Raw genomic sequence first — 18,513 nt, 5'->3', positions numbered from 1 at the left:
CACGACCGCGGGGCGCCTCGTGTGTTCCCGGGCGGTTCCGTGGCGATACGGGGAGGGCGGAACGGACGGGGGACACCGGGGCAAGGCTCCCCACCGTGACGCGAAACAGGGCTATAGTGACTCTGTGTCACTGAATAAACACGTAGGGTCTCATGTCGACGGGGTCTCACACCGCGGACGGGTCGAGCGGGTCCTCACCCGCGTCTTCCGCAACGACTGGAGCGCGCTGACGCCCCCCGACATCGGCGCGTGGACCCCCGACCTGAGCGTCAGCGTCGTCATCCCGGCGCGCGGCGGCCAGGGCCGCCTCGACCTGACCCTGGCCGCCCTGGCCGGGCAGACCTACCCCGAACACCTGGTGGAGGTCCTGGTCGTCGACGACCACTCCCGGCCGCCCCTGCGCCTGCCCGAACTGCGCCCCCGCCGCTGCCGCGTCCTCACCGTGCCCGACGGCACCTGGGGCGCCGGGTACGCCCGCGCCTACGGCGCCCACGCCGGGACCGGCGACATCCTCGTGTGGCTGGACGCCGACACGGTCGTGGGCCGGGAGTTCATCGAGGCCCAGGCCCGCTGGCACCACGTGCACGCCGAGGCCGTCACCCTGGGCCGGGTCGCCTTCGCCGACGCCGCCCCCGACAGCCCCGCCGAACTGCTCGCCCAGGTGCGCGCCGGCACCCTGCGCGAGGAGATGGCCCCGGGCCGGCGCCACGAGTGGATCGAACGCGTCCTGGCCGACAGCGACGACCTGCGCGACGCCGACCACCTGGGCTTCCACGCCTACCTGGGGTCGGCCGCCGCGGTGCGGCGCAGCCTGTACGAGGCCGCCGGGGGCGTGGACCCCGACCTCGACCTGGGCCAGGACACCGAGTTCGGCTACCGGCTGTGGCAGGCGGGCGCCGTCATGATCCCCGAACCCGCCGCCACCGCCTGGCACGTGGGCCCGGCGGGCACCGCCCGCACCCGGCTGCCCTCCCAGCGGTTCCGCACCGAGGTGCTGGCCGAGCTGATGCCGCACCCGCACGCCTACCGCGAACGCGTGCCCGCCCACCGGCGGCGCGTCCCGCTGGTGCACGCCGTCGTCGACGTCGCCGGGGCGCCCTACGACCTGGTCCGCGGCTGCGTGGACCGGCTGCTGGACAGCGCCGAGACCGACCTGGCGCTGACCCTGGTCGCCGACTGGGAGGGCGCGGACACCGCCCCCGGCGCCCCGGCCGGACCGCACCTGGACCTGCGCCTGATCCAGGCCAACTACCTGCGCGACCCCCGCATCTCGTTCGCGTCCCGGGCGCCGCGCACGGGCTTCCCCTCCCCGTTCCTGCTCCAGGTCCCGGTGGCCTGGGGGCTGGGCCAGGTGGCCCTGTCGCGCCTGCTCGCCGGGGCCGAGCGCTCCCGCGCCGGGCTCACCGAGCTGTACCCGGCGGCCTCGCCCACCCGGGACGCGGGGGTGCGGCTGTGGCGGACCCGCGCGCTGGCCCGGGCCGTGCGGGTGAGCGACGGGGACGAGGACCTGGGGGACGTGGTGGCCGAGCTGCACGGCCGCTACCGCATCCACGCCGGGGAGGACACGCTCACCGACCTGTCGCTGTACCGGTCGGTGCCGCCGCCCCCGCGCCCGGTCCCGCGGGTCGAGCACACCGGGTCGGCGGGGGGCGAGGACGCCCGGGACCTGGACGACATCGAGGGTGGCGAGGACGAGCCCCCGGAACCGCGGCCCGGACGGCTCGCCCGCTGGCGCGAAGGCCTGGCCGGGCTGACCGCCCGGCTGTCCGGGAGGGCCGGGCCGCTCCGGCGCCGCGGACACGGCTGAGGGGGCGGCCGGGGTTCTTCGGAAGGGGCCGACCACAGCCGGGCAGATGGGGGAAGACACCGGCCCGAGGGCGGTCGGTCCCCTTCCGAAAGCGCACGCCGACCTCGGTGCCATCACCGATTGCGACAGTACAAGTACGTAAGGTACCCGATGTGGTGCGCGGAACGGGCGCGCCGACGACACGGCGCGCCCGGAGCGACTCTCAGGCCCTCGGTCCTCAGGCCCTCAGGCCCTCGGTCAGGAAACGGCGTCGATGGACGTCAGCACCCGCTCGCGCAGGGCGTCGTTGATCGGGGTGGACCCGGTCTCGTCCGAGGCCGCCTGCTGCCCCTCGGGGCTGACCACGTAGCTCAGGAACGCCTTCACGCGCTCGGCCTCGCCGTCGTCGGGGTAGTCCAGGCACACGGCCTCGTAGCTGACCAGCACCAGCGGGTAGGCGCCCTCGGCGGTGGTGCCGTAGTCCAGGTCCAGCGCCAGGTCGAACTCGTTGGTGGCGTCCCGGCTGCGCGGGGAGTCGGCCACGACCTGCGCGGCGGCCTCGGGGGAGATCTCCACGAAGGAGTCGCCCACACCCACCGCCACGGTGGACATGCCGTGCACGTGGGACATCTCCACGTACCCGATGGAGCCCTGGGCCCGCTTGACGGTGTCGGCGATGCCGCTGTTGCCCTGCGCCGACTCGCGCGGGGTGATCGGCCACTGCCCGTCGGCCTCGTGGTCCCAGGAGTCGGGGGCGGCCTTCTCCAGGTAGCGGGTGAAGTTCTCGGTGGTGCCCGAGTCGTCGGCGCGGTTGACCGGGGTGATCTCCAGGTCCGGCAGCTCGACGCCGGGGTTGTCCTCGGCGATCTCCGGGTCGTCCCACCGGGTGATCCGCTGGTCGAAGATCCCGGCGATGGTGTCCGGGCGCAGGTTGAGCGAGTCCACGCCGTCCAGGTTGAACACCACCGCGATGGCCACCGCGTAGGCGGGCAGGTTGATGGTGTCCGAGCCGCCGCAGCGCTCCATGGCGTCGGCGTTCTCCTCCGGGTCCACCGCCGCGTCGGTGCCCGCGAAGGTGACCGCGCCGTCGATGAACTGGTTGCGGCCGCCGCCCGAACCGATGGAGTCGTAGTAGATGCGGGCGCCGTCGCACGCCGACTGGTATCCGGCGATCCAGGTCGTCATCGCGTTCTCCTGGGCGCTGGACCCGGACCCGGACAGGCTGCCGGAGAAGCACTCCAGGTCGTCGGGGACGGCCGGGGGAGCGGCGTCGCGCACGGCGTCGTCGCTGCCGCAGGCGGTGGCCGCCAGCAGCAGCCCCGCGAGGGCGGCGCCGGCCGCGGCGTGGGTCCGGGAGCGCTTGTTGGACGGGAGCACGACTTGCTTCTCACCCTTTCGTCGGCGCCGGTGCCCCATGGTGCGCACCGGCGCGGCGCCCGCCGTGGGCGCGTTGTGGCAGGTGTACGGAACACCGCCGAAGAATTTAACCATTGCGTCCGCGGTACCCGGCACCGCCCCCGGCGGGGCCGGTGACCGGCGGCGCGGGCGTGCATGACACGCGGGGGAGCCGGGCAAGGGTAGGGGCGTGATGAGCACGCACCGCACCCCGCCCGTCCCCGTGACGTCAACCTACCGCCTGCAACTGCGTCCGGAGTTCACCCTGGTCGACGCCGCCGCGGTGGTCGACCGGCTGGCGCGCACCGGCGTGGGCGCCCTGTACCTGTCGCCGGTCCTACAGGCCGCCCCGGGCTCCGCGCACGGCTACGACGTGGTCGATCCCACACGGATCTCCGCCGAACTGGGCGGGGAGGAGGCGTTCGCGGCGCTGGCTGCTAAGGCGCACGAGGCGGGGATGGCCGTGGTGGTGGACATCGTCCCCAACCACATGTCGGTGGCCCGCCCCGACGCCAACCCCTGGTGGTGGGACGTCCTGGAGAAGGGCCGGGCGTCGGCGTACGCGCGGTGCTTCGACATCGACTTCGCCGCCGGGCCGATCCTGGTCCCGGTGCTGGCCGACGACGGAGACGGCGGCCGGGCCGCCCTGGCCGACCTGCGCGTCGTCGACGGCTGCCTGGCCTACCACGACAAGCGCTACCCCCTGGCCGAGGGCACCCACACCCCCGGCCAGGACGCGGCCACCGTCCACGAACGCCAGCACTACCGGCTCGTGTCCTGGCGGCGCGGCGACTCCGAGCTCACTTACCGGCGGTTCTTCGACGTCAGCGAACTGGCCGCCGTGCGGGTGGAGGACCCCGGCGTGTTCGACGCCGTGCACGCCGAGATCCTGCGCCAGGCCGACCTGGGCCGCGTCGACGGGCTGCGCGTCGACCACGTCGACGGGCTCACCGACCCCGGCGGGTACCTGCGCACCCTGGCCGCCCGCTTCCCCGGCTGGATCGTGGTGGAGAAGATCCTCGCCCCCGGCGAGGAACCGCCCCGGTCCTGGCCGGTGGCCGGCACCACCGGCTACGACGCGCTGCGGGTGACCGGCGGGGTGTTCGTGTCCCCGTCCGGGGAGGCCGACTTCACCACCCTGGCCGCCGACCACGGGGTGGAGGTCGACGTGGCCGCGGTGGACGCCCACGCCCGCCACGGCGCCGCCACCGACCTGCTCGCCGCCGAGGTGCGCCGCATCGCCGCCCTGGTGCCGCCCCGGCCGCCGCGCGACGGCCGCGCCCTGGACGCCGTGGCCCGGGAGCGGCGCGCCGACGCGGTGGTCGAGCTGCTGTGCGCGTTCGACGTGTACCGCTCCTACCTGCCCGAGGGCGAGGACGCCTGGGTGCGGGCCGTCGAGACGGCCACCCGCCGCCGCCCCGACCTGGAGCTGCACCTGGAGGTGATCGACCACCGGGTGCGCGCCGACCCGCGCGGGGAGCTCGCCCGGCGCATCCAGCAGACCAGCGGCATGGTGGTGGCCATGGGCACCGAGAACACCGCGTTCTACCGGGCCACCCGGTTCACCGCCCTGAACGAGGTGGGCGGCGACCCGGCCGGCTTCGCGGTCGCCCCGCACGACTTCCACGCCGACGCCGCCCGCCGCGAGGCCGCCGCCCCGCACACCATGACGGCGCTGTCCACCCACGACACCAAGCGCTCGGAGGACGTGCGCGCCCGCCTGGCGGCGCTGGCCGAGGTGTCGGAGGGGTTCACCGACGCGGTGCGCCGCTGGACCGACCGGTGCGCCCTGCCCGAGCCGTCGCTGAACCTGCTGGGCTGGCAGACCCTGGTGGGCGCCTGGCCCATCGACGCCGACCGGCTCACCGGGTACCTGCTCAAGGCGGCCCGCGAGGCCCGCCTGGGCACCTCCTGGACCGCGCCCGACCCCGACTTCGAGGACCGGGTCCGCGCCTGGCCCGGCCGGGTCCTGGACGACCGGACCCTGCGCGGCGAGGTGCTGTCGGTGGTGGAGTCGGTCCGCGGCGCCGGCTGGTCCAACGCCCTGGGCCAGAAGGCCGTGCAGCTGCTCGGCCCCGGTGTGCCCGACGTCTACCAGGGCACCGAGCTGTGGGACCTGTCCCTGGTGGACCCCGACAACCGCCGCCCGGTGGACCACGCGCTGCGCGAGGGGCTGCTGGCCCGCCTGGAGGAGGGGTGGCGGCCGCCGGTCGACGACACCGGAGCGGCCAAACTCCACCTGGTGCGCACCTGCCTGCGCGCCCGCCGCGACCTGGACCCGCGCGGGTACCTGCCGCTGGAGGCCTCCGGCCCGGCCGCCCGGCACGCCCTGGCCTTCGCCCGCACCTCGCGCGGCGCCGCCCATCCGGACCTGGCCGCGGTGGCGACCCGGCTGCCGCTCACCCTGGCCGACGCCGGCGGGTGGGCGGACACGGTGCTGCCGCTGCCCTCGGGGCCGGGGGTGTGGCGCGACCTGCTCACCGGCCGCGAGCTCGCCCCGACCGACCCGGACGGGCTCACCGCCCCGCCCCTGGCGGAGCTGCTGGACCGCTACCCGGTGGCGGTCCTGCATCGCAGCTGACCGGGGCCGGGACCGGTCAGCCCGCCGTCCCGGGCCCGTGCGGGAGCACCGGCGGGCCGCGGCCGCCGATGGCGGGTGCGGCCCGCCGGGTCTGCGGCTGCCGACCGGGTACGGGGCGGGGGTACCAGCGGGTCGGCGAGTGGTGGTGACGGGCACCGGCACCGCGAGCGGGCCGCGATCGCCGACCAGGCGCGGGGCGGGGCGCCGGTAGGCTGGCGGCGATCATGACGAGCACGAACACCGCAGGCGGCCCGCGGCCGCGCATGCCCGAGACCGCGTTCACCGCCCTGGCCTGCCCGGCCTGCGGGCAGGGCCTCGCCGCCACCGGGCGGGGGGTGGAGTGCGCGGCCGGGCACGTGTTCAACGTGGCCCGCGAGGGCTACGTGAGCCTGCTCACCGGCGCCACCCCGCCCGGGACCGGCGACGACAAGGCGATGGTCGCCGACCGGATGAGGTTCCAGCAGGCCGGCCACTACGCGCCCGTCGGCGCCGCCCTGGCCCGGGCCGTGGCCCGCGAGGCCGACGGCGCCCCCTTCGTCGTGGACGTCGGCGGCGGCACCGGCCACTACCTCGCGCACGTCCTGGAGGAGGTCCCCGACGCGGTCGGGCTGACCGTGGACGTGTCCAAGTTCGCCGCCCGCCGCGCCGCCAAGGCCCACCCGCGGGCCGGGGCGGTCACCGCCGACGCCTGGCGCGGCCTGCCGCTGCGCGACGGGACCGCCGACGTCCTGCTCAACGTGTTCGCCCCACGCAACGCCGCCGAGTTCGCCCGCGTCCTGGCCCCCGGCGGGTCCCTGGTGGTGGTCGTCCCCGAGGCCGACCACCTCGCCGAACTGCGCGCCCCGCTGGGGCTGCTGTCGGTGGACCCGCGCAAGGACGAACGCCTGGAGAAGGGCCTGCACGGGCACTTCGACCCCGCCGGGGTGGAACCGCTCCGGTTCACCATGGCGCTCTCCCACGAGGACGTCGCCACCGTCGTGGGCATGGGCCCCAGCGCCCGCCACCTCGACCCCGCCGAACTCGCCGGCCGGATCGCCGCCCTGCCCGGGCCGGTCGCCGTGACCGCCTCGGTGCGCCTGCACCTGTACCGGCCCCGCTGAGCCGGGCTGCCCGAGTATCCGGCGCGGGCGGCGGACCGGCGGGAGGATCCGCGGAAGCCGCCCCGGGACCCGTGTGTCGCGCGGGTGGCCCGCGCCGCGTTCGGGTAGGCAGTTGTCCGTGAGCGAATCGGAGATCTTGACTTCCTCACTCCTCGTGAACGAGGAGGATTCCGTCCGGGCCACGAGCCCGGTCGGTGCTGTCCGCCTCGCGGCGGTAGCCGGTTCCTGCTTCATCGACATGGCATCCCAGAGGTCTCCGCAGGCTGGCACGGTTCACCCCGGTGGGGGGTTGTCGGTCCATCCGCGCTTGAGCGTGTTTCTGGCCGCGTTGATGTCGGCGTTGGCCTGGTGTCCGCAGGCGACGCAGCGGAACACCGATTGGCTCTCTCGGTTCTCTGCTGCGACGTGTCCGCACGGATGGCAGGTCTGCGACGTGTACGCGGGATCGACCTCCACCACACGGGTTCCCGTGCGGCGGGCCTTGTTCTCACACGCGAGCTTGAAACCGTGCCACCCCTTGGAAAGGATCGCCCGGTTCAACAGCTTCTAGCGAGGAATCCCGGTCCTTCAGGTCCCAAAGGAATCGCTTCCGAACCCAGACGATCACCGACAACAGAACACCACCGCAGGAGACGGAACCATCCGCCCCGGCCAGGACACCACACCGACACCCCAGAACCAGGACGGCACGAATGCGGACGTTGCGGACAACGCCCGGGCCGGGTCCGACAGGAAATGCCGATTCCCGCCCCCATGGCACGGACACGCCGCTACCCTGACGGGGTGAAGATCGTGGTGCAGGTCAAGCTGCTCCCCGACACCGCCCAACAGGCGGCGCTGTGGGAGACGCTGAAGCTGTGCAACCACGCCGCCGACCACACCTCCCGGCGCGCACACGAGAGCGGGGTCAAGGCGAAAGCGCCGTTGCAGCGGCTGGTCTACGACGAGCTCAAATCAATGGGCCTGTCCGCGCAACCGGCGATCCACTGCGTCCGCAAGGTCGCCGACGCCTACGCCACCTTGCGGGCCAACCTCACGGCCGGGAATTATGGCCGGGAGGGCTCGAAGCGGCGGGCCCGGGTGGAGGCCGCCCCGGTGCGGTTCCGCAAGGACGCCGCCCAGCCCTTCGACGACCGGTGCCTGTCCTGGCAGTTGGACGCGCGCACCGTGTCGATCTGGACCACCCGGGGCCGGATGAAGGGCGTGGCGTTCGCGTGCTCACCGGAGCAGGCCAAGACGCTCGCCGAGTACCGGCGGGGTGAGTCCGACCTCGTTCGGCGGGGGAAGGCGTTCTACCTGTACGCGACCTGCGAGGTCCCCGAGGCCGACCCCTGCGAGCCGAAGGGCTTTGTCGGCGTCGACCTGGGGATCGCCAACATCGCCACCACCAGCGATGGGACCATTCACTCCGGCAAGCACACCAACCACGTCCGTCACCGCAACCGCCACCTGAGGCGACGTCTCCAGAGGAAGGGGACCAGGTCCGCCAAACGCCTCCTGCGCCGCCTGTCGGGCCGGGAGCAGCGGTTCGCCGCCGATGTCAACCACCGCATCGCCAAGCAGATCGTGACCGAGGCTCAACGCACCTGCCGCGGTATCGCCCTGGAGGACCTGGGCGGCATCCGCGGCAGGGTACGTCCCGCCCGTCGCCCACCACCACCCTCAACGGACGGCCTACGGCCGAAGTCCTCTCCCGGCGCCCCAGCGGGTCGCCCTGCACTCCTGGGCGTTCGCCCAGCTCGGCGTGTTCATCGCCTACAAAGCGCAACGGGCCGGGGTGCCGGTGGTTCACGTCGATCCCGCGTACACCTCGCAGGAGTGCAGCGGGTGCGGCCACATCGACAAGAAGAACCGGCCCGACCAGGCCACCTTCAAGTGCACGTCGTGCGGTTTCGCTGAGCACGCCGACGTCAACGCAGGCCGCAACATCTCCTCGCGAGGTGCGGCGGTCTGGGCAGTGAGTCACGCTGCCGACGACGCGGCCTGACACACACCGGCCAGGTGTGATCGTCAGAGCTGCAAGCTCGGCCCTTCAGGGCCGAGAAGCTGACGCCGGTACCGGAACCCCGTCAACACTGGTGGGAACACCTCCTCTCGGTCCAGAACCGAACCGTAGCCGAGGGCTATGATATTCCGCGTGCGGGCGATCACTCTCCGCTTTGAAGGACAGGGGCTGCGTCGTCAATGAACCTGATCACCATCGGGTCCCCCACACCGGGACTGGGCGTGGACGGCGACTTCGCGGTGTGGGCGCCGCACCGCGACCGGGTGCGGCTGCGCCTGGGCGCGGCCGCCGACCCCGCGCCCCGGGTGGTCGACATGGAGCGCGGCCCCGACGGGTGGTGGCGCGCCCAGGTCGACGAGGCCGGGCCCGGCACCGACTACGCCTACCTGCTGGACGAGGACCCCCTGCCGCTGCCCGACCCGCGGTCCCTGCACCAGCCCGGCGGGGTGCACGCCCCCAGCCGGGTCTACGACCACGCGGCGTACACCTGGGAGTCACCGTGGACCGGGCGGCCCCTGGCGGGCGCGGTGGTCTACGAGATGCACACCGGCACCTTCACCCCCCAGGGCACCCTGCGGTCGGCGATCGACCGGCTGGACCACCTGGTCGACCTGGGCGTCACCCACGTGGAGGTGATGCCGGTCAACGCGTTCGACGGCACCCACGGCTGGGGCTACGACGGGGTGCTCTGGTACGCCGTGCACGAACCCTACGGCGGGCCCGACGCCCTCAAGGAGTTCGTGGACGCCTGCCACGGGCGGGGCCTGGCCGTACTGCTGGACGTGGTCCACAACCACCTCGGCCCCTCGGGCGCCTACCTGCCCCGGTTCGGCCCCTACTTCTCCGGCGAGAACGCCTGGGGCCCCTCCCTCAACCTCGACGGCCCCGACTCCGACCCGGTGCGCCGCCACATCGTCGACAACGCCCTGGGGTGGCTGCGCCACTACCGCCTGGACGGGCTGCGGCTGGACGCCGTGCACGCCCTGCGCGACGACCGGGCGGTGCCGATCCTGGAACAGCTGTCCGTCGAGGTGGACACGCTCGCCACCGGGCTGGGGCGGCCGCTGTCGCTGATCGCCGAGTCCGACCGCAACGACCCGCGCACGGTGCTGCCGCGGGAGGCGGGCGGGACCGGGATGACCGCCCAGTGGTCCGACGACCTGCACCACGCGCTGCACGTGGCGCTCACCGGGGAGACCCACGGCTACTACGCCGACTTCGCCGGGCCCGAGGTGCTGCCCGCCGTGCTGACCCGGGTGTTCCGGCACGCCGGGACGTACTCGTCGTTCCGCGGCCGCACCCACGGGCGGCCGGTGGACACCGCCCACGTGCCCGGGTACCGGTTCCTGGGGTACCTGTCCACACACGACCAGATCGGCAACCGGGCGCGCGGCGACCGCATGGGCGAGCACGTCTCCCCGGGGCTGCTGGTGTGCGGGGCGGCGCTGCTGCTGTGCTCGCCGTACACGCCGATGATCTTCATGGGGGAGGAGTGGGCGGCCACCACCCCCTGGCCGTTCTTCGCGTCCTTCACCGACCCCGACCTGGTGGAGGGGGTGCGCAACGGGCGCAAGCGGGAGTTCGCCGCCCTGGGCTGGGACACCGCGCAGATCCCCGACCCCATGGACCCGGCCACCCGGGACGGGGCGGTGCTGGACTGGGACCAGCCCGGCCGGGACCCGCACGCCCGGGTCCTGGAGGCCTACCGGGAGCTCATCGCGCTGCGCCGGGCCGAGCCGGAGCTGGCCGACCCGCGGCTGGACCGGTTCGCGGTGGCGGCCGCCGAGGACGGGCGGTGCCTGGTGCTGGTGCGCGGGTCGCTGCGGGTGGTCTGCAACCTGGACGCCGAACCCGCCGAGGTGGAGCTGGACGCCGTCCCGCACGAGCTGCTGCTGGCCGGCGGGGTGCCGGAGATCGACGGTGGGCGGGTGCGGGTCCCGGGGGAGTCCTTCGCGGTCCTGCGCCTGTGAGGGTCAGCCGGGGGTGCCGGTGAAGTCCAGCCGGAAGCCGTGGTGCTCGATGCCGATGAGCAGGTCCCCGGTGCCCCCGGGCGGCGCACAGGTGTAGGGGAAGGTGTGGGTGCCGCCGTGGATCTCGGCGGGCAGGTCCGGGGTGCGGGCGGTGCTCCACTGCCCGCCGCCCTCGCAGACGGCGGTCATCTGCGAGAACCCCGTGACCCGGCCCAGCTCGGGCAGCTCCACGGTCAGGGTGAACGCGATCTCCTCCGCCCCGGTGGCGGCCACGCCGTCGACCGTGTAGAACGCGTCGGCCGGGTCGTGCAGGTGGAACTCCTCCGGGTAGGCGCCCACCGGGAGGGCGACGGTGATGGTCTCGCCGAACCCTGCGGTATCGGTCTCGGGTTCGGGCCCGGGGGCGCAGGCCCCGGCCACGAGGACCAGCGCGGGGAGCCAGGCGAGGTGGGGGAGGCGTCGCATGGGCGAACCCTAACGCCTCCCCCGGGCGGCGGTCAGCGGTGCAGGTGGTCGAACACGGTGATCCACTGGTCGGGGGAGACGAACCCGACGGGGGAGTCGCCCAGAACCCGGGCGGCGTCCAGCGCCCGGTCCACCCGGCGGACCGGGTGGGCGCGGCGCAGCGACGCCCGCAGCGAGCCGCCCAGCCCGGAGAACCCGAGGTCCACCAGGCGGCGGTAGTCCTCGGCGTCGGCCGGGTCGAGCAGCGGGGCGGTGCGGCGGCGCAGCAGCAGGACCCCGGCGTCCACCCGCGGCACCGGGTGGAACCGGTGGCGGGGGATGCGGCCCGCCGACTCCCACGACCAGCGCGGCCAGGTCAGCACGGTGAGCCTGCTCCAGCGGCCGTGGCCGCCGGTGCGCTTGGCCGCGTACTCCCACTGGGTGATCAGGGTCGCCCCGGTCAGCGCGGGCGCCGCCAGGCACCAGCGCACGATGTCGGCGGTGCGGGAGTAGGGGATGTTGCCGACCACGGAGAACGGCTCGCGCGGGGGCCGGACCCGGGTGAAGTCGGCGCACACCACCCGCACGCCCGGGTGGCGGCGGGCGACGCGGTCGGCGAGCCGGGGGTCCAGCTCGTAGGCGGTCAGCCGGCCCGCGGCCGGGGCCAGGAAGCGGGTGAGCGCCCCGTCGCCGGGGCCCACCTCCAGGACCAGGCCGCCGGGGTCCACCCCGGCCAGGCGTACCACCCGGCGGGCGGCGGCGGTGTCGGTGAGGAAGTTCTGGGACAGGCGTCGGCGCCGGTTCCCCTGACGTTCGGTACGTACCACGAAAGGTCCTTGTCGGCCGCCCGGGAGGGCGGCGTCGGGGGACGGGTGGCACGCCGGAGGAGCGGCCCGAGGGCACGCGGGAACAGGATGGCCGGCCGACCCGTCCCGAAAAGAAAAGGGACACGATCGGGCCCGGACCGGGACACCGTCAGACGAGGAGGAGCGGACCCCCTGGCACCGCCGACATCGCACCGGGGAAGGTACGGGAACGGCGGTGCTCTCGGAGGGGTCCGGTCACCGGCCCGGGCCGTGGAGGCGGGGCCGGAATTCGAGGTCGTGGGCGCGCGCGGACCGGGCCGGGGCACGGTCGGTCACGCCGAAGAAACCGAACATGACCTCACCGTAGAGGGGCGCAGGCGCGGCGGGCAACGCATTTATTAATGGGTCGCGGGGCCCGTGGTGAGCGGTGATACTCGGGACCATGCTCGACTTCTCCGCCTACGACACCCGCAACTACCGCACCGTCGACGTCGCCACCGGCTACGACGGCTGGTCGGCCACCTACGAGGACTCGGTCCTGGACGCCATGGACCTGGCGCTGCTGGAGCGCCTGCCCCACCCCGACTGGGCGGGGGTCGGCCGGGTCGCCGACCTGGGCTGCGGCACCGGCCGCACCGCGGCCTGGCTGCGCGGCAAGGGGGTGGCGGGCGGCATCGACGGGGTGGACCTGAGCCCGGGCATGCTGGAGCTGGCCCGCGGGCGCGGCGCCCACACCACCCTGGCGCAGGGGGACGTGCGCGACACCGGGCTGGCGGCGGGCACCTACGACCTGGTGGTGTCCTCGCTCATCGACGAGCACCTGCCCGACCTGGCGCCCTTCTACGCCGAGGCGCGCCGCCTGGTCCGCCCGGGCGGGCTGTTCCTGCTGGCGTCCTACCACCCGCAGTTCGCGATGGTGTCGGGGATGCCCACCCACTACACCGGCGAGGACGGGGAGCCGGTGGCGATCGCCACCCACGTGCACCTGATCAGCGGGCAGCTGCGGGCCGCGCTGGACGCCGGGTGGACCCCGGTGGACATGGTGGAGGGCGTCGTGGACGACACCTGGGTGGCGGCCAAGCCCAAGTGGGAGAAGTACCGGGGCCACCCGGTCTCGGCCGCCTACGCCTGGCGCGCGGTCTAGCCGCTCAGGCGAGCAGGGCCTCCAGCCACAGGTCGCGGTGGCGGGAGGCGTAGTCGGCCGCCGGGCCCCAGTGGTCGGCGTGGCCCTGCGCGTACAGGCCGGCCCAGGGGGCGCGGCCGGTGCGGCCGCCCTCCACCAGCAGGTCGTACATGCCGCGCACCCGGCGGTGGACGGCGTCGGGCAGCTCCTCGCGCTGGGCGCGGTCGCAGCCGTAGCCGTCGGCCAGGGCCCGCAGCCGGACGGCGTCCGCACGCGGATCGCCGCCCGGGTGCAGCGGGACGAACCCGTGCGCGGCGTAGCCCAGGTCGCCCATGCGGGTGCCCGGCCCGGCCCCGTCCCAGTCGATGAACACCCACCGGTCGCCGTCGCGCACCAGGTTCCACGGGGCCAGGTCGTTGTGGCAGATGACCTCCTCGCGGGCGTCCGGGATCGGCACCTCCCACACCGCCTGCTGCGGGTGCCGCGGCCGGTGGGCCGCGGTGAGGTCGTGCAGGCGGCGGATCAGCCCGCCCAGCCGGTGCAGCTCGGCGGCGGTCAGCGGCGGGCCCTGGTCGGCCAGGGTCCCGGGCACGTACTCCAGCAGCTGGTCCCCGGTCAGCGAGCGACCGTAGGAGCGGGGCGCCGCCTCGTAGCCGTGCCTCTCCAGGTGCCGCAGCAGGTGGACGACCGAGGGCGCCGCCCGGTGCCACTGCTTGCGGACGGTGCCGCCGACCCGCAGCACCGGGCCGGAGGTGTTGCCGCCGTGCAGGACCTCGGTGCCGGGGTCGTGGTGCGGCGGGGGAGTGGTGGGTGTCATGGGGTCATCGTGGTGGAGGGGGCGAACGGGGGTCCAGGGTTTTTCACCCGGTGGCCGCGGCCTCGGCCCGGTCCATGTCGGCGTCGCTGATGAACAGCAGCCACACCAGGACCACCGCGCTCAGCGCCCCCATGGAGGCGAACACCCAGGCCAGCCCGGCGAACTGGGCGATGATCCCGCCCGCGGCGGCGCCCAGGGGCATGGTGCCCCAGGCCAGCAGCCGGTAGCCGCTGTTGAGCCGGCCGAGCAGGTGGTCGGGGGTGATGCGCTGGCGCAGGGACACCGTGGTCACGTTCCACACGGCGATGCCGAGCCCGCCGACGAAGAACCCGGCACCGACGAGGTAGGGGTTCGCGGTGAGGGCGGGTACCCCGACCAGGACGACGAAGGTCACCGCGGAGACGCGCATGGACAGGGAGCGGCCGAGCAGGTCGACGACGCGGGCGGCGCTCAGGGAGCCCAGGATGACGCCCAGGGCGGTGGCGGTGAGCAGCACGCCGTAGGCGGGCTCGCTCAGCCCCATGGGGGAGTCCGGGCCGACCGCGTAGAGCACGAACACGGCGAAGGCGGCGTTGCTCGCGAAGTTGCTGATGCCGACCATCGCGGCGAAGGCGCGCAGCAGCCGGTGCCGCCACAGGTAGCGCAGCCCCTCGGCGATGTCGGCGCGCATGGTGGTGGGGTGCTCGCGTTCGACCCGGAACCGGCCCCGGACCAGCAGCAGCGCGCCCACGGCGACCAGCCACAGCGCCGCCGGGGCGGCCAGGCCCAGGACCAGCCCGGCCGCCACCAGGAAGCCGCCCAGGGGCGGGCCGACGAACTGGTTCATGGCCATCTCGGTGGCGTGCAGGCGGCCGTTGGCGCGGTCCAGCCGCTCGCGCGGGACCAGCTGGGGCAGGATCGACTGGGCCGAGGTGTCGTAGAGGGTCTCGGTGATCCCCACGCCCAGGGCGACGGCGTACAGCACCCAGATCCCGCCCAGGCCGGTGGCCAGGGACAGCGCGAGCAGCCCGGTGAGCAGGGCGCGGGCGGTGTTGGCGGCGAGCATGATGGCGCGCCGGTCCAGGCGGTCGGCCAGGGCCCCGGCGGGCAGGGAGAACAGCAGCCAGGGCAGGGACAGGGCCAGGGCGACCCCGGCGATGAGCAGGGGCGAGTCGGTGAAGCGCAGCGCGGCCAGGGGGAGCGCGATCTTGAGCACGCCGTCGGCCAGGTTGGACAGGGACGACGAGGTCCACAGGCTCCAGAAGGGGCGTCCCAGACCCGTGGAGCGGGGGGTGGTGGAGGTCATGGCCCGATCCTGACAGAGTGATCGAGAAAACTCAATCGATTTGACGAACCTCGATCGTTGTTAGCATCGGACCATGGCACACGCAGAGCAGACCGCGCCGGAACCCGTGGCCGCCGGGCGCGCCCGGCGGCCCGCCACCCCCGAGGAGACCAAGGCGCTGAGCCACCCGCTGCGGATCCGCATCCTGCGCCTGTGCCTGGACGAGCTCACCAACAAGGAGCTCGCCGAACGCCTGGACGTCTCCCCCGGCACCGTCCTGTACCACGTGCGCCGCCTCGTCGACGTGGGCTTCCTCGTCCCCGGCACCCCCCGCACCGGCCCCAGCGGCGCCCTGGAGAAGCCCTACCGGGCCACCGGCGAGACCTGGTGGCTGGAGAGCCCCCTCCAGGACGCCGGGCCCCCCGCCGCCCACGCCCCCGTCCAGGCCTTCCGCCGCGAACTCGACGAGGCCGGGCCGGAGTCGGTGCGCACCTTCTCCCGGTTCACCCTGCACCTGTCGGACGAGGACGTCGCCGAACTCGACCGGCGCATCGTCGCGGTCCTGGACGAGTTCGTGTCCACCGACGACGAGCGCCGGGAGCACCCCCGCTACAGCGGCATGTTCCTGCTGCACCGGCCCCCGGGCGCGGCGGCGGGCACAGCGGGGGACGCGGCGGCGGGCACCGCGGCGGGCCCGAGCGGTACGGCCGCGGACATGGAACGGGGTGCCGACGCCCGTCGCGCCGACACCCCGTGACCGGTGGCGGATCCCCGCCGACCCCCGTCAGCCCCCGCCGTACTGCATGAACAGGAACACCACCAGGGCGATGAGGACGATCGCGGCCAGCACCGCCGCCGTGATCTTGGCCGCCGAGTAGGGGCGCTCGCCCTGCACCTCGCCGGTGCACCCGTTGATCACGATCTGCCAGGTCTTACCGCCGTGCAGGTAGGCGCCCGCCCACACCGGCACCAGCAGCAGCTTGCCGGTGACCTGCGAGTACGCCGTGTCCACCGACGTCACCCGCTGCTCGTCGCCGCCGATGTCGCGCTTGCAGTCCTGCTCGATGGTGCGGGCCATGGTCTGCTTGGCCGTCTGCAAGCCCTGCTCGGGCTCCACGTCGTAGCGCAGCGCCTCGTGCCCGGCCAGGTACTCGTGGGCGTAAGGCCGCGCCTTGTCCAGCGGCCACGGCTTGAGCGCGTCCACCTTCTCCGGCGCCACCTGGGTGGTGCCGTTGACCAGCACGTCGTCGAAGAACCGCGACACCCGGCCCCGGGCCGGGTACCAGCGGGTCTTGCGGACCTGCCGGGTCTTGGTGACCGACTTGCCGTTCTCCTGGACCGTGTAGGTCTCGGTCACCCAGTAGTACTCGCCGCGCTGGCCCTTGTAGTCCGACACCGTCTGGGCGTCGAAGGTCCAGTGCGGCAGGTAGGTGCTCTTGAAGCGCTCGGCCTCGTTGACCTTCTTGAGGCTGTTGGGCGCGAACCAGCGGCTGTTGGTCCACGTGCCCAGCGCGTCGTGGGCCGCCCGCCGCTCCACGGTGAACGGCAGCACCGCCTCCGGCGGCACCTGGACGTCCGCCGAGTCGTCGGTGACCAGCGGCGCGGTGCAGAACTGGCAGGTCTGGGCGAGGTGGTCGCCCTGGATGTGGGCCCCGCACCCCTGGCAGACGAACCGGTGCCCGGCCACCTGCGCCGCCGGCTTGCGGGCGAAGAGGCTCTCCACGGCGTGCTCGCGCACCGTGCGGGTGGCCTCGGGGATCTTCTCCTCGCTGCCGCAGTACGGGCAGCGCATCTGACGCGCACCGGCGGAGTACTCCAGCCGGGCCCCGCACGCCCCGCAGGGGAACTCGCGGGGAGAGGTCGGCGGTGGTGGAACGGCGGTATCGGACATGTCGGCCTTCTGGAATCTGGGGGACGGGAGGAGGGGCCCGGTCAGGCGGGCGGCATGGGCGGCGGGGTGGCCGCGAACAGCCCCGACAGCTCCGGGACCTGCCCGGCCGCGGTCCACTGCGCCATCCCGGCCTTCCAGACCAGGGTGTCGCGGGTCAGGCGGCCACCGCCCACCTGCTGCGACAGCGCGTTGACGTCGAAGGGGCCGGCCTGCTGCCCGTCCACGCCGACGAACCACTCGGCCTGCGGCAGCGGCGGCGGGGCCGCGGCGGGCTGCGCGGGGGCCTGCGGCTGCTGCTGGTACTGCTGAGGCTGCTGGGGCGCCTGCTGCGGCTGGCCCTGCGGGTTCATGTTCTGGGCCATCTGCTGGGCGGCCGCCAGCCCCATGCCCATGCCCATGGCCTCGCCCATGCCGCTGCCCGGGGTCTTGGCGGCGTCGCCGATCGCGCTCGCCGTCTGGAACTTCGTGTACTGGTCCAGGTCGCCCAGCACCCCCATCTGGGAGCGCTTGTCCAGGGCCTTCTCGACCTCCGGCGGCAGGGTGATGCTCTCGACGTTGAAGTCGGGGATCTCCAGACCCACCGACGCCATGTCCTGGGTGAGCGCCTTGGACATGCGCTGTCCCAGGTCGTGCTGGTGGATCGCCAGGTCTAGCACCGGGACGTCGCGGGCGGCGGTGGCCAGCGCGCTGCCCAGCCGGCTGACGATCATCTGCCGCAGGTAGCCCTCCACCTCCTCGGTGCGGAACTGCGGGTCGGTGCCCACCAGCTCGCCGATGAACAGCGGCGGGTCGATCACCCGCACCGAGTACCCGCCGAAGGCGCGCAGCCGCACCGGGCCGAACTCGGGGTCGCGCACCATCACCGGGTTCTGGGTGCCCCACTTGAAGTCGCTGAACCGGCGGGTGTTGACGAAGTACACCTCGGCCTTGAACGGCGAGTCGAACCCGTGCTTCCACCCCTTGAGGGTGGACAGGATCGGGACGTTCTGGGTCTGGAGCGTGTACATGCCGGGCGCGAACACGTCGGCGACCCGGCCCTCGTTGACGAACACCGCGATCTGGGACGCGCGCACGGTCAGCTGCGCGCCCATCTTGATCTCGTTGTCGTGCCGCGGGAAGCGCCAGACGATGGTGTCCCGACTGTCGTCGGTCCACTCGATGATGTCGATGAATTCGCCACGGATGGCGTCGAACAGGCCCACGTGTGCCCTCCCTGAGACTTCCCTTGTCACCGGGGTCTGACGCCCCGGCGCGCCGAGAGGTTCCCAGCTTAGGCCGGTCGTCCGCGCCGTTCACGGGCGCGGCCGGGTGCGGTCACGGGCGGCGGCGGG

14 protein-coding genes and 1 pseudogene are annotated in these 18,513 nt (G+C 74.0%); 7 read left to right on the top strand and 8 right to left on the bottom strand.

Features of this window, described 5'->3' with window-relative positions; translation table 11 throughout:
- Positions 1-124 precede the first annotated feature (124 nt).
- Positions 125-1,807, top strand: coding sequence for a glycosyltransferase (locus ACJOT3_RS19380; RefSeq protein ID WP_406974263.1), 1,683 nt, complete (start codon positions 125-127; stop codon positions 1,805-1,807).
- A gap of 237 nt (positions 1,808-2,044) precedes the next feature.
- On the opposite strand, the gene pstS is transcribed toward ACJOT3_RS19380, so the two are convergent.
- Complete coding sequence (gene pstS / locus ACJOT3_RS19375) at positions 2,045-3,163, bottom strand: phosphate ABC transporter substrate-binding protein PstS (protein ID WP_406974265.1); 1,119 nt, start codon at positions 3,161-3,163, stop codon at positions 2,045-2,047.
- Between the two features lie 211 nt (positions 3,164-3,374).
- Between pstS and treY the strand changes: the two genes are divergently transcribed.
- Together treY and ACJOT3_RS19365 are read left to right on the top strand one after the other, a co-directional pair.
- The gene (gene treY, locus ACJOT3_RS19370; RefSeq protein ID WP_406974262.1) at positions 3,375-5,762 is read left to right on the top strand and encodes a malto-oligosyltrehalose synthase; all 2,388 of its coding nucleotides are present in this window, start codon (positions 3,375-3,377) and stop codon (positions 5,760-5,762) included.
- A gap of 263 nt (positions 5,763-6,025) precedes the next feature.
- Positions 6,026-6,862 (top strand): putative RNA methyltransferase, encoded by an 837-nt coding sequence (locus ACJOT3_RS19365; RefSeq protein ID WP_406974264.1) that lies wholly within the window; start codon positions 6,026-6,028, stop codon positions 6,860-6,862.
- A 273-nt stretch (positions 6,863-7,135) separates the two neighbouring features.
- Here the strand turns inward: ACJOT3_RS19365 and ACJOT3_RS19360 are convergent, their stop codons facing one another.
- Positions 7,136-7,402: a zinc ribbon domain-containing protein gene (locus tag ACJOT3_RS19360; protein ID WP_406974261.1), complete on the bottom strand. Its 267-nt coding sequence runs from the start codon at positions 7,400-7,402 to the stop codon at positions 7,136-7,138.
- Positions 7,403-7,645: 243 nt separating this feature from the next.
- Here ACJOT3_RS19360 and ACJOT3_RS19355 point away from each other — a divergent pair.
- Positions 7,646-8,849 (top strand): annotated as a pseudogene (locus ACJOT3_RS19355) (RNA-guided endonuclease InsQ/TnpB family protein).
- A gap of 197 nt (positions 8,850-9,046) precedes the next feature.
- Positions 9,047-10,837 carry a malto-oligosyltrehalose trehalohydrolase gene (treZ, locus tag ACJOT3_RS19350; protein ID WP_406974260.1) on the top strand — a complete coding sequence of 597 codons (1,791 nt, stop codon included), beginning with the start codon at positions 9,047-9,049 and terminating at the stop codon, positions 10,835-10,837.
- Positions 10,838-10,840: 3 nt separating this feature from the next.
- Here the strand turns inward: treZ and ACJOT3_RS19345 are convergent, their stop codons facing one another.
- Together ACJOT3_RS19345 and erm are read right to left on the bottom strand one after the other, a co-directional pair.
- Positions 10,841-11,302 (bottom strand): hypothetical protein, encoded by a 462-nt coding sequence (locus tag ACJOT3_RS19345; protein WP_406974259.1) that lies wholly within the window; start codon positions 11,300-11,302, stop codon positions 10,841-10,843.
- Between the two features lie 32 nt (positions 11,303-11,334).
- A complete protein-coding gene (erm, locus tag ACJOT3_RS19340) occupies positions 11,335-12,108 on the bottom strand; it encodes an ErmE/ErmH/ErmO/ErmR family 23S rRNA (adenine(2058)-N(6))-methyltransferase (RefSeq protein ID WP_406974258.1) in 774 nt (257 codons plus the stop codon).
- Positions 12,109-12,529: 421 nt separating this feature from the next.
- Between erm and ACJOT3_RS19335 the strand changes: the two genes are divergently transcribed.
- The gene (locus ACJOT3_RS19335) at positions 12,530-13,231 is read left to right on the top strand and encodes a class I SAM-dependent DNA methyltransferase (protein WP_406974257.1); all 702 of its coding nucleotides are present in this window, start codon (positions 12,530-12,532) and stop codon (positions 13,229-13,231) included.
- Positions 13,232-13,235: 4 nt separating this feature from the next.
- Here the strand turns inward: ACJOT3_RS19335 and ACJOT3_RS19330 are convergent, their stop codons facing one another.
- Positions 13,236-14,027, bottom strand: coding sequence for a phosphotransferase enzyme family protein (locus ACJOT3_RS19330; protein WP_406974256.1), 792 nt, complete (start codon positions 14,025-14,027; stop codon positions 13,236-13,238).
- Between the two features lie 43 nt (positions 14,028-14,070).
- Entirely contained in the window at positions 14,071-15,312 is a 1,242-nt protein-coding gene (locus tag ACJOT3_RS19325; protein WP_406974255.1) for an MFS transporter, read from the bottom strand.
- Positions 15,313-15,385: 73 nt separating this feature from the next.
- Between ACJOT3_RS19325 and ACJOT3_RS19320 the strand changes: the two genes are divergently transcribed.
- A complete protein-coding gene (locus tag ACJOT3_RS19320) occupies positions 15,386-16,048 on the top strand; it encodes an ArsR/SmtB family transcription factor (protein ID WP_406974254.1) in 663 nt (220 codons plus the stop codon).
- A 27-nt stretch (positions 16,049-16,075) separates the two neighbouring features.
- On the opposite strand, the gene ACJOT3_RS19315 is transcribed toward ACJOT3_RS19320, so the two are convergent.
- Both ACJOT3_RS19315 and ACJOT3_RS19310 read right to left on the bottom strand, forming a co-directional pair.
- Positions 16,076-17,182: a TFIIB-type zinc ribbon-containing protein gene (locus tag ACJOT3_RS19315; RefSeq protein ID WP_406974253.1), complete on the bottom strand. Its 1,107-nt coding sequence runs from the start codon at positions 17,180-17,182 to the stop codon at positions 16,076-16,078.
- 41 nt (positions 17,183-17,223) lie between these two features.
- On the bottom strand, positions 17,224-18,384 hold the full coding sequence (locus tag ACJOT3_RS19310) for an SPFH domain-containing protein (RefSeq protein ID WP_406974252.1): 1,161 nt from the start codon (positions 18,382-18,384) through the stop codon (positions 17,224-17,226).
- Positions 18,385-18,513: the final 129 nt, after the last annotated feature.

This window comes from Nocardiopsis protaetiae (assembly GCF_045446735.1).
GTDB classification, from domain to species: Bacteria; Actinomycetota; Actinomycetes; order Streptosporangiales; family Streptosporangiaceae; genus Nocardiopsis; species Nocardiopsis protaetiae.
This window is presented reverse-complemented; position numbering and strand designations above follow the sequence as displayed.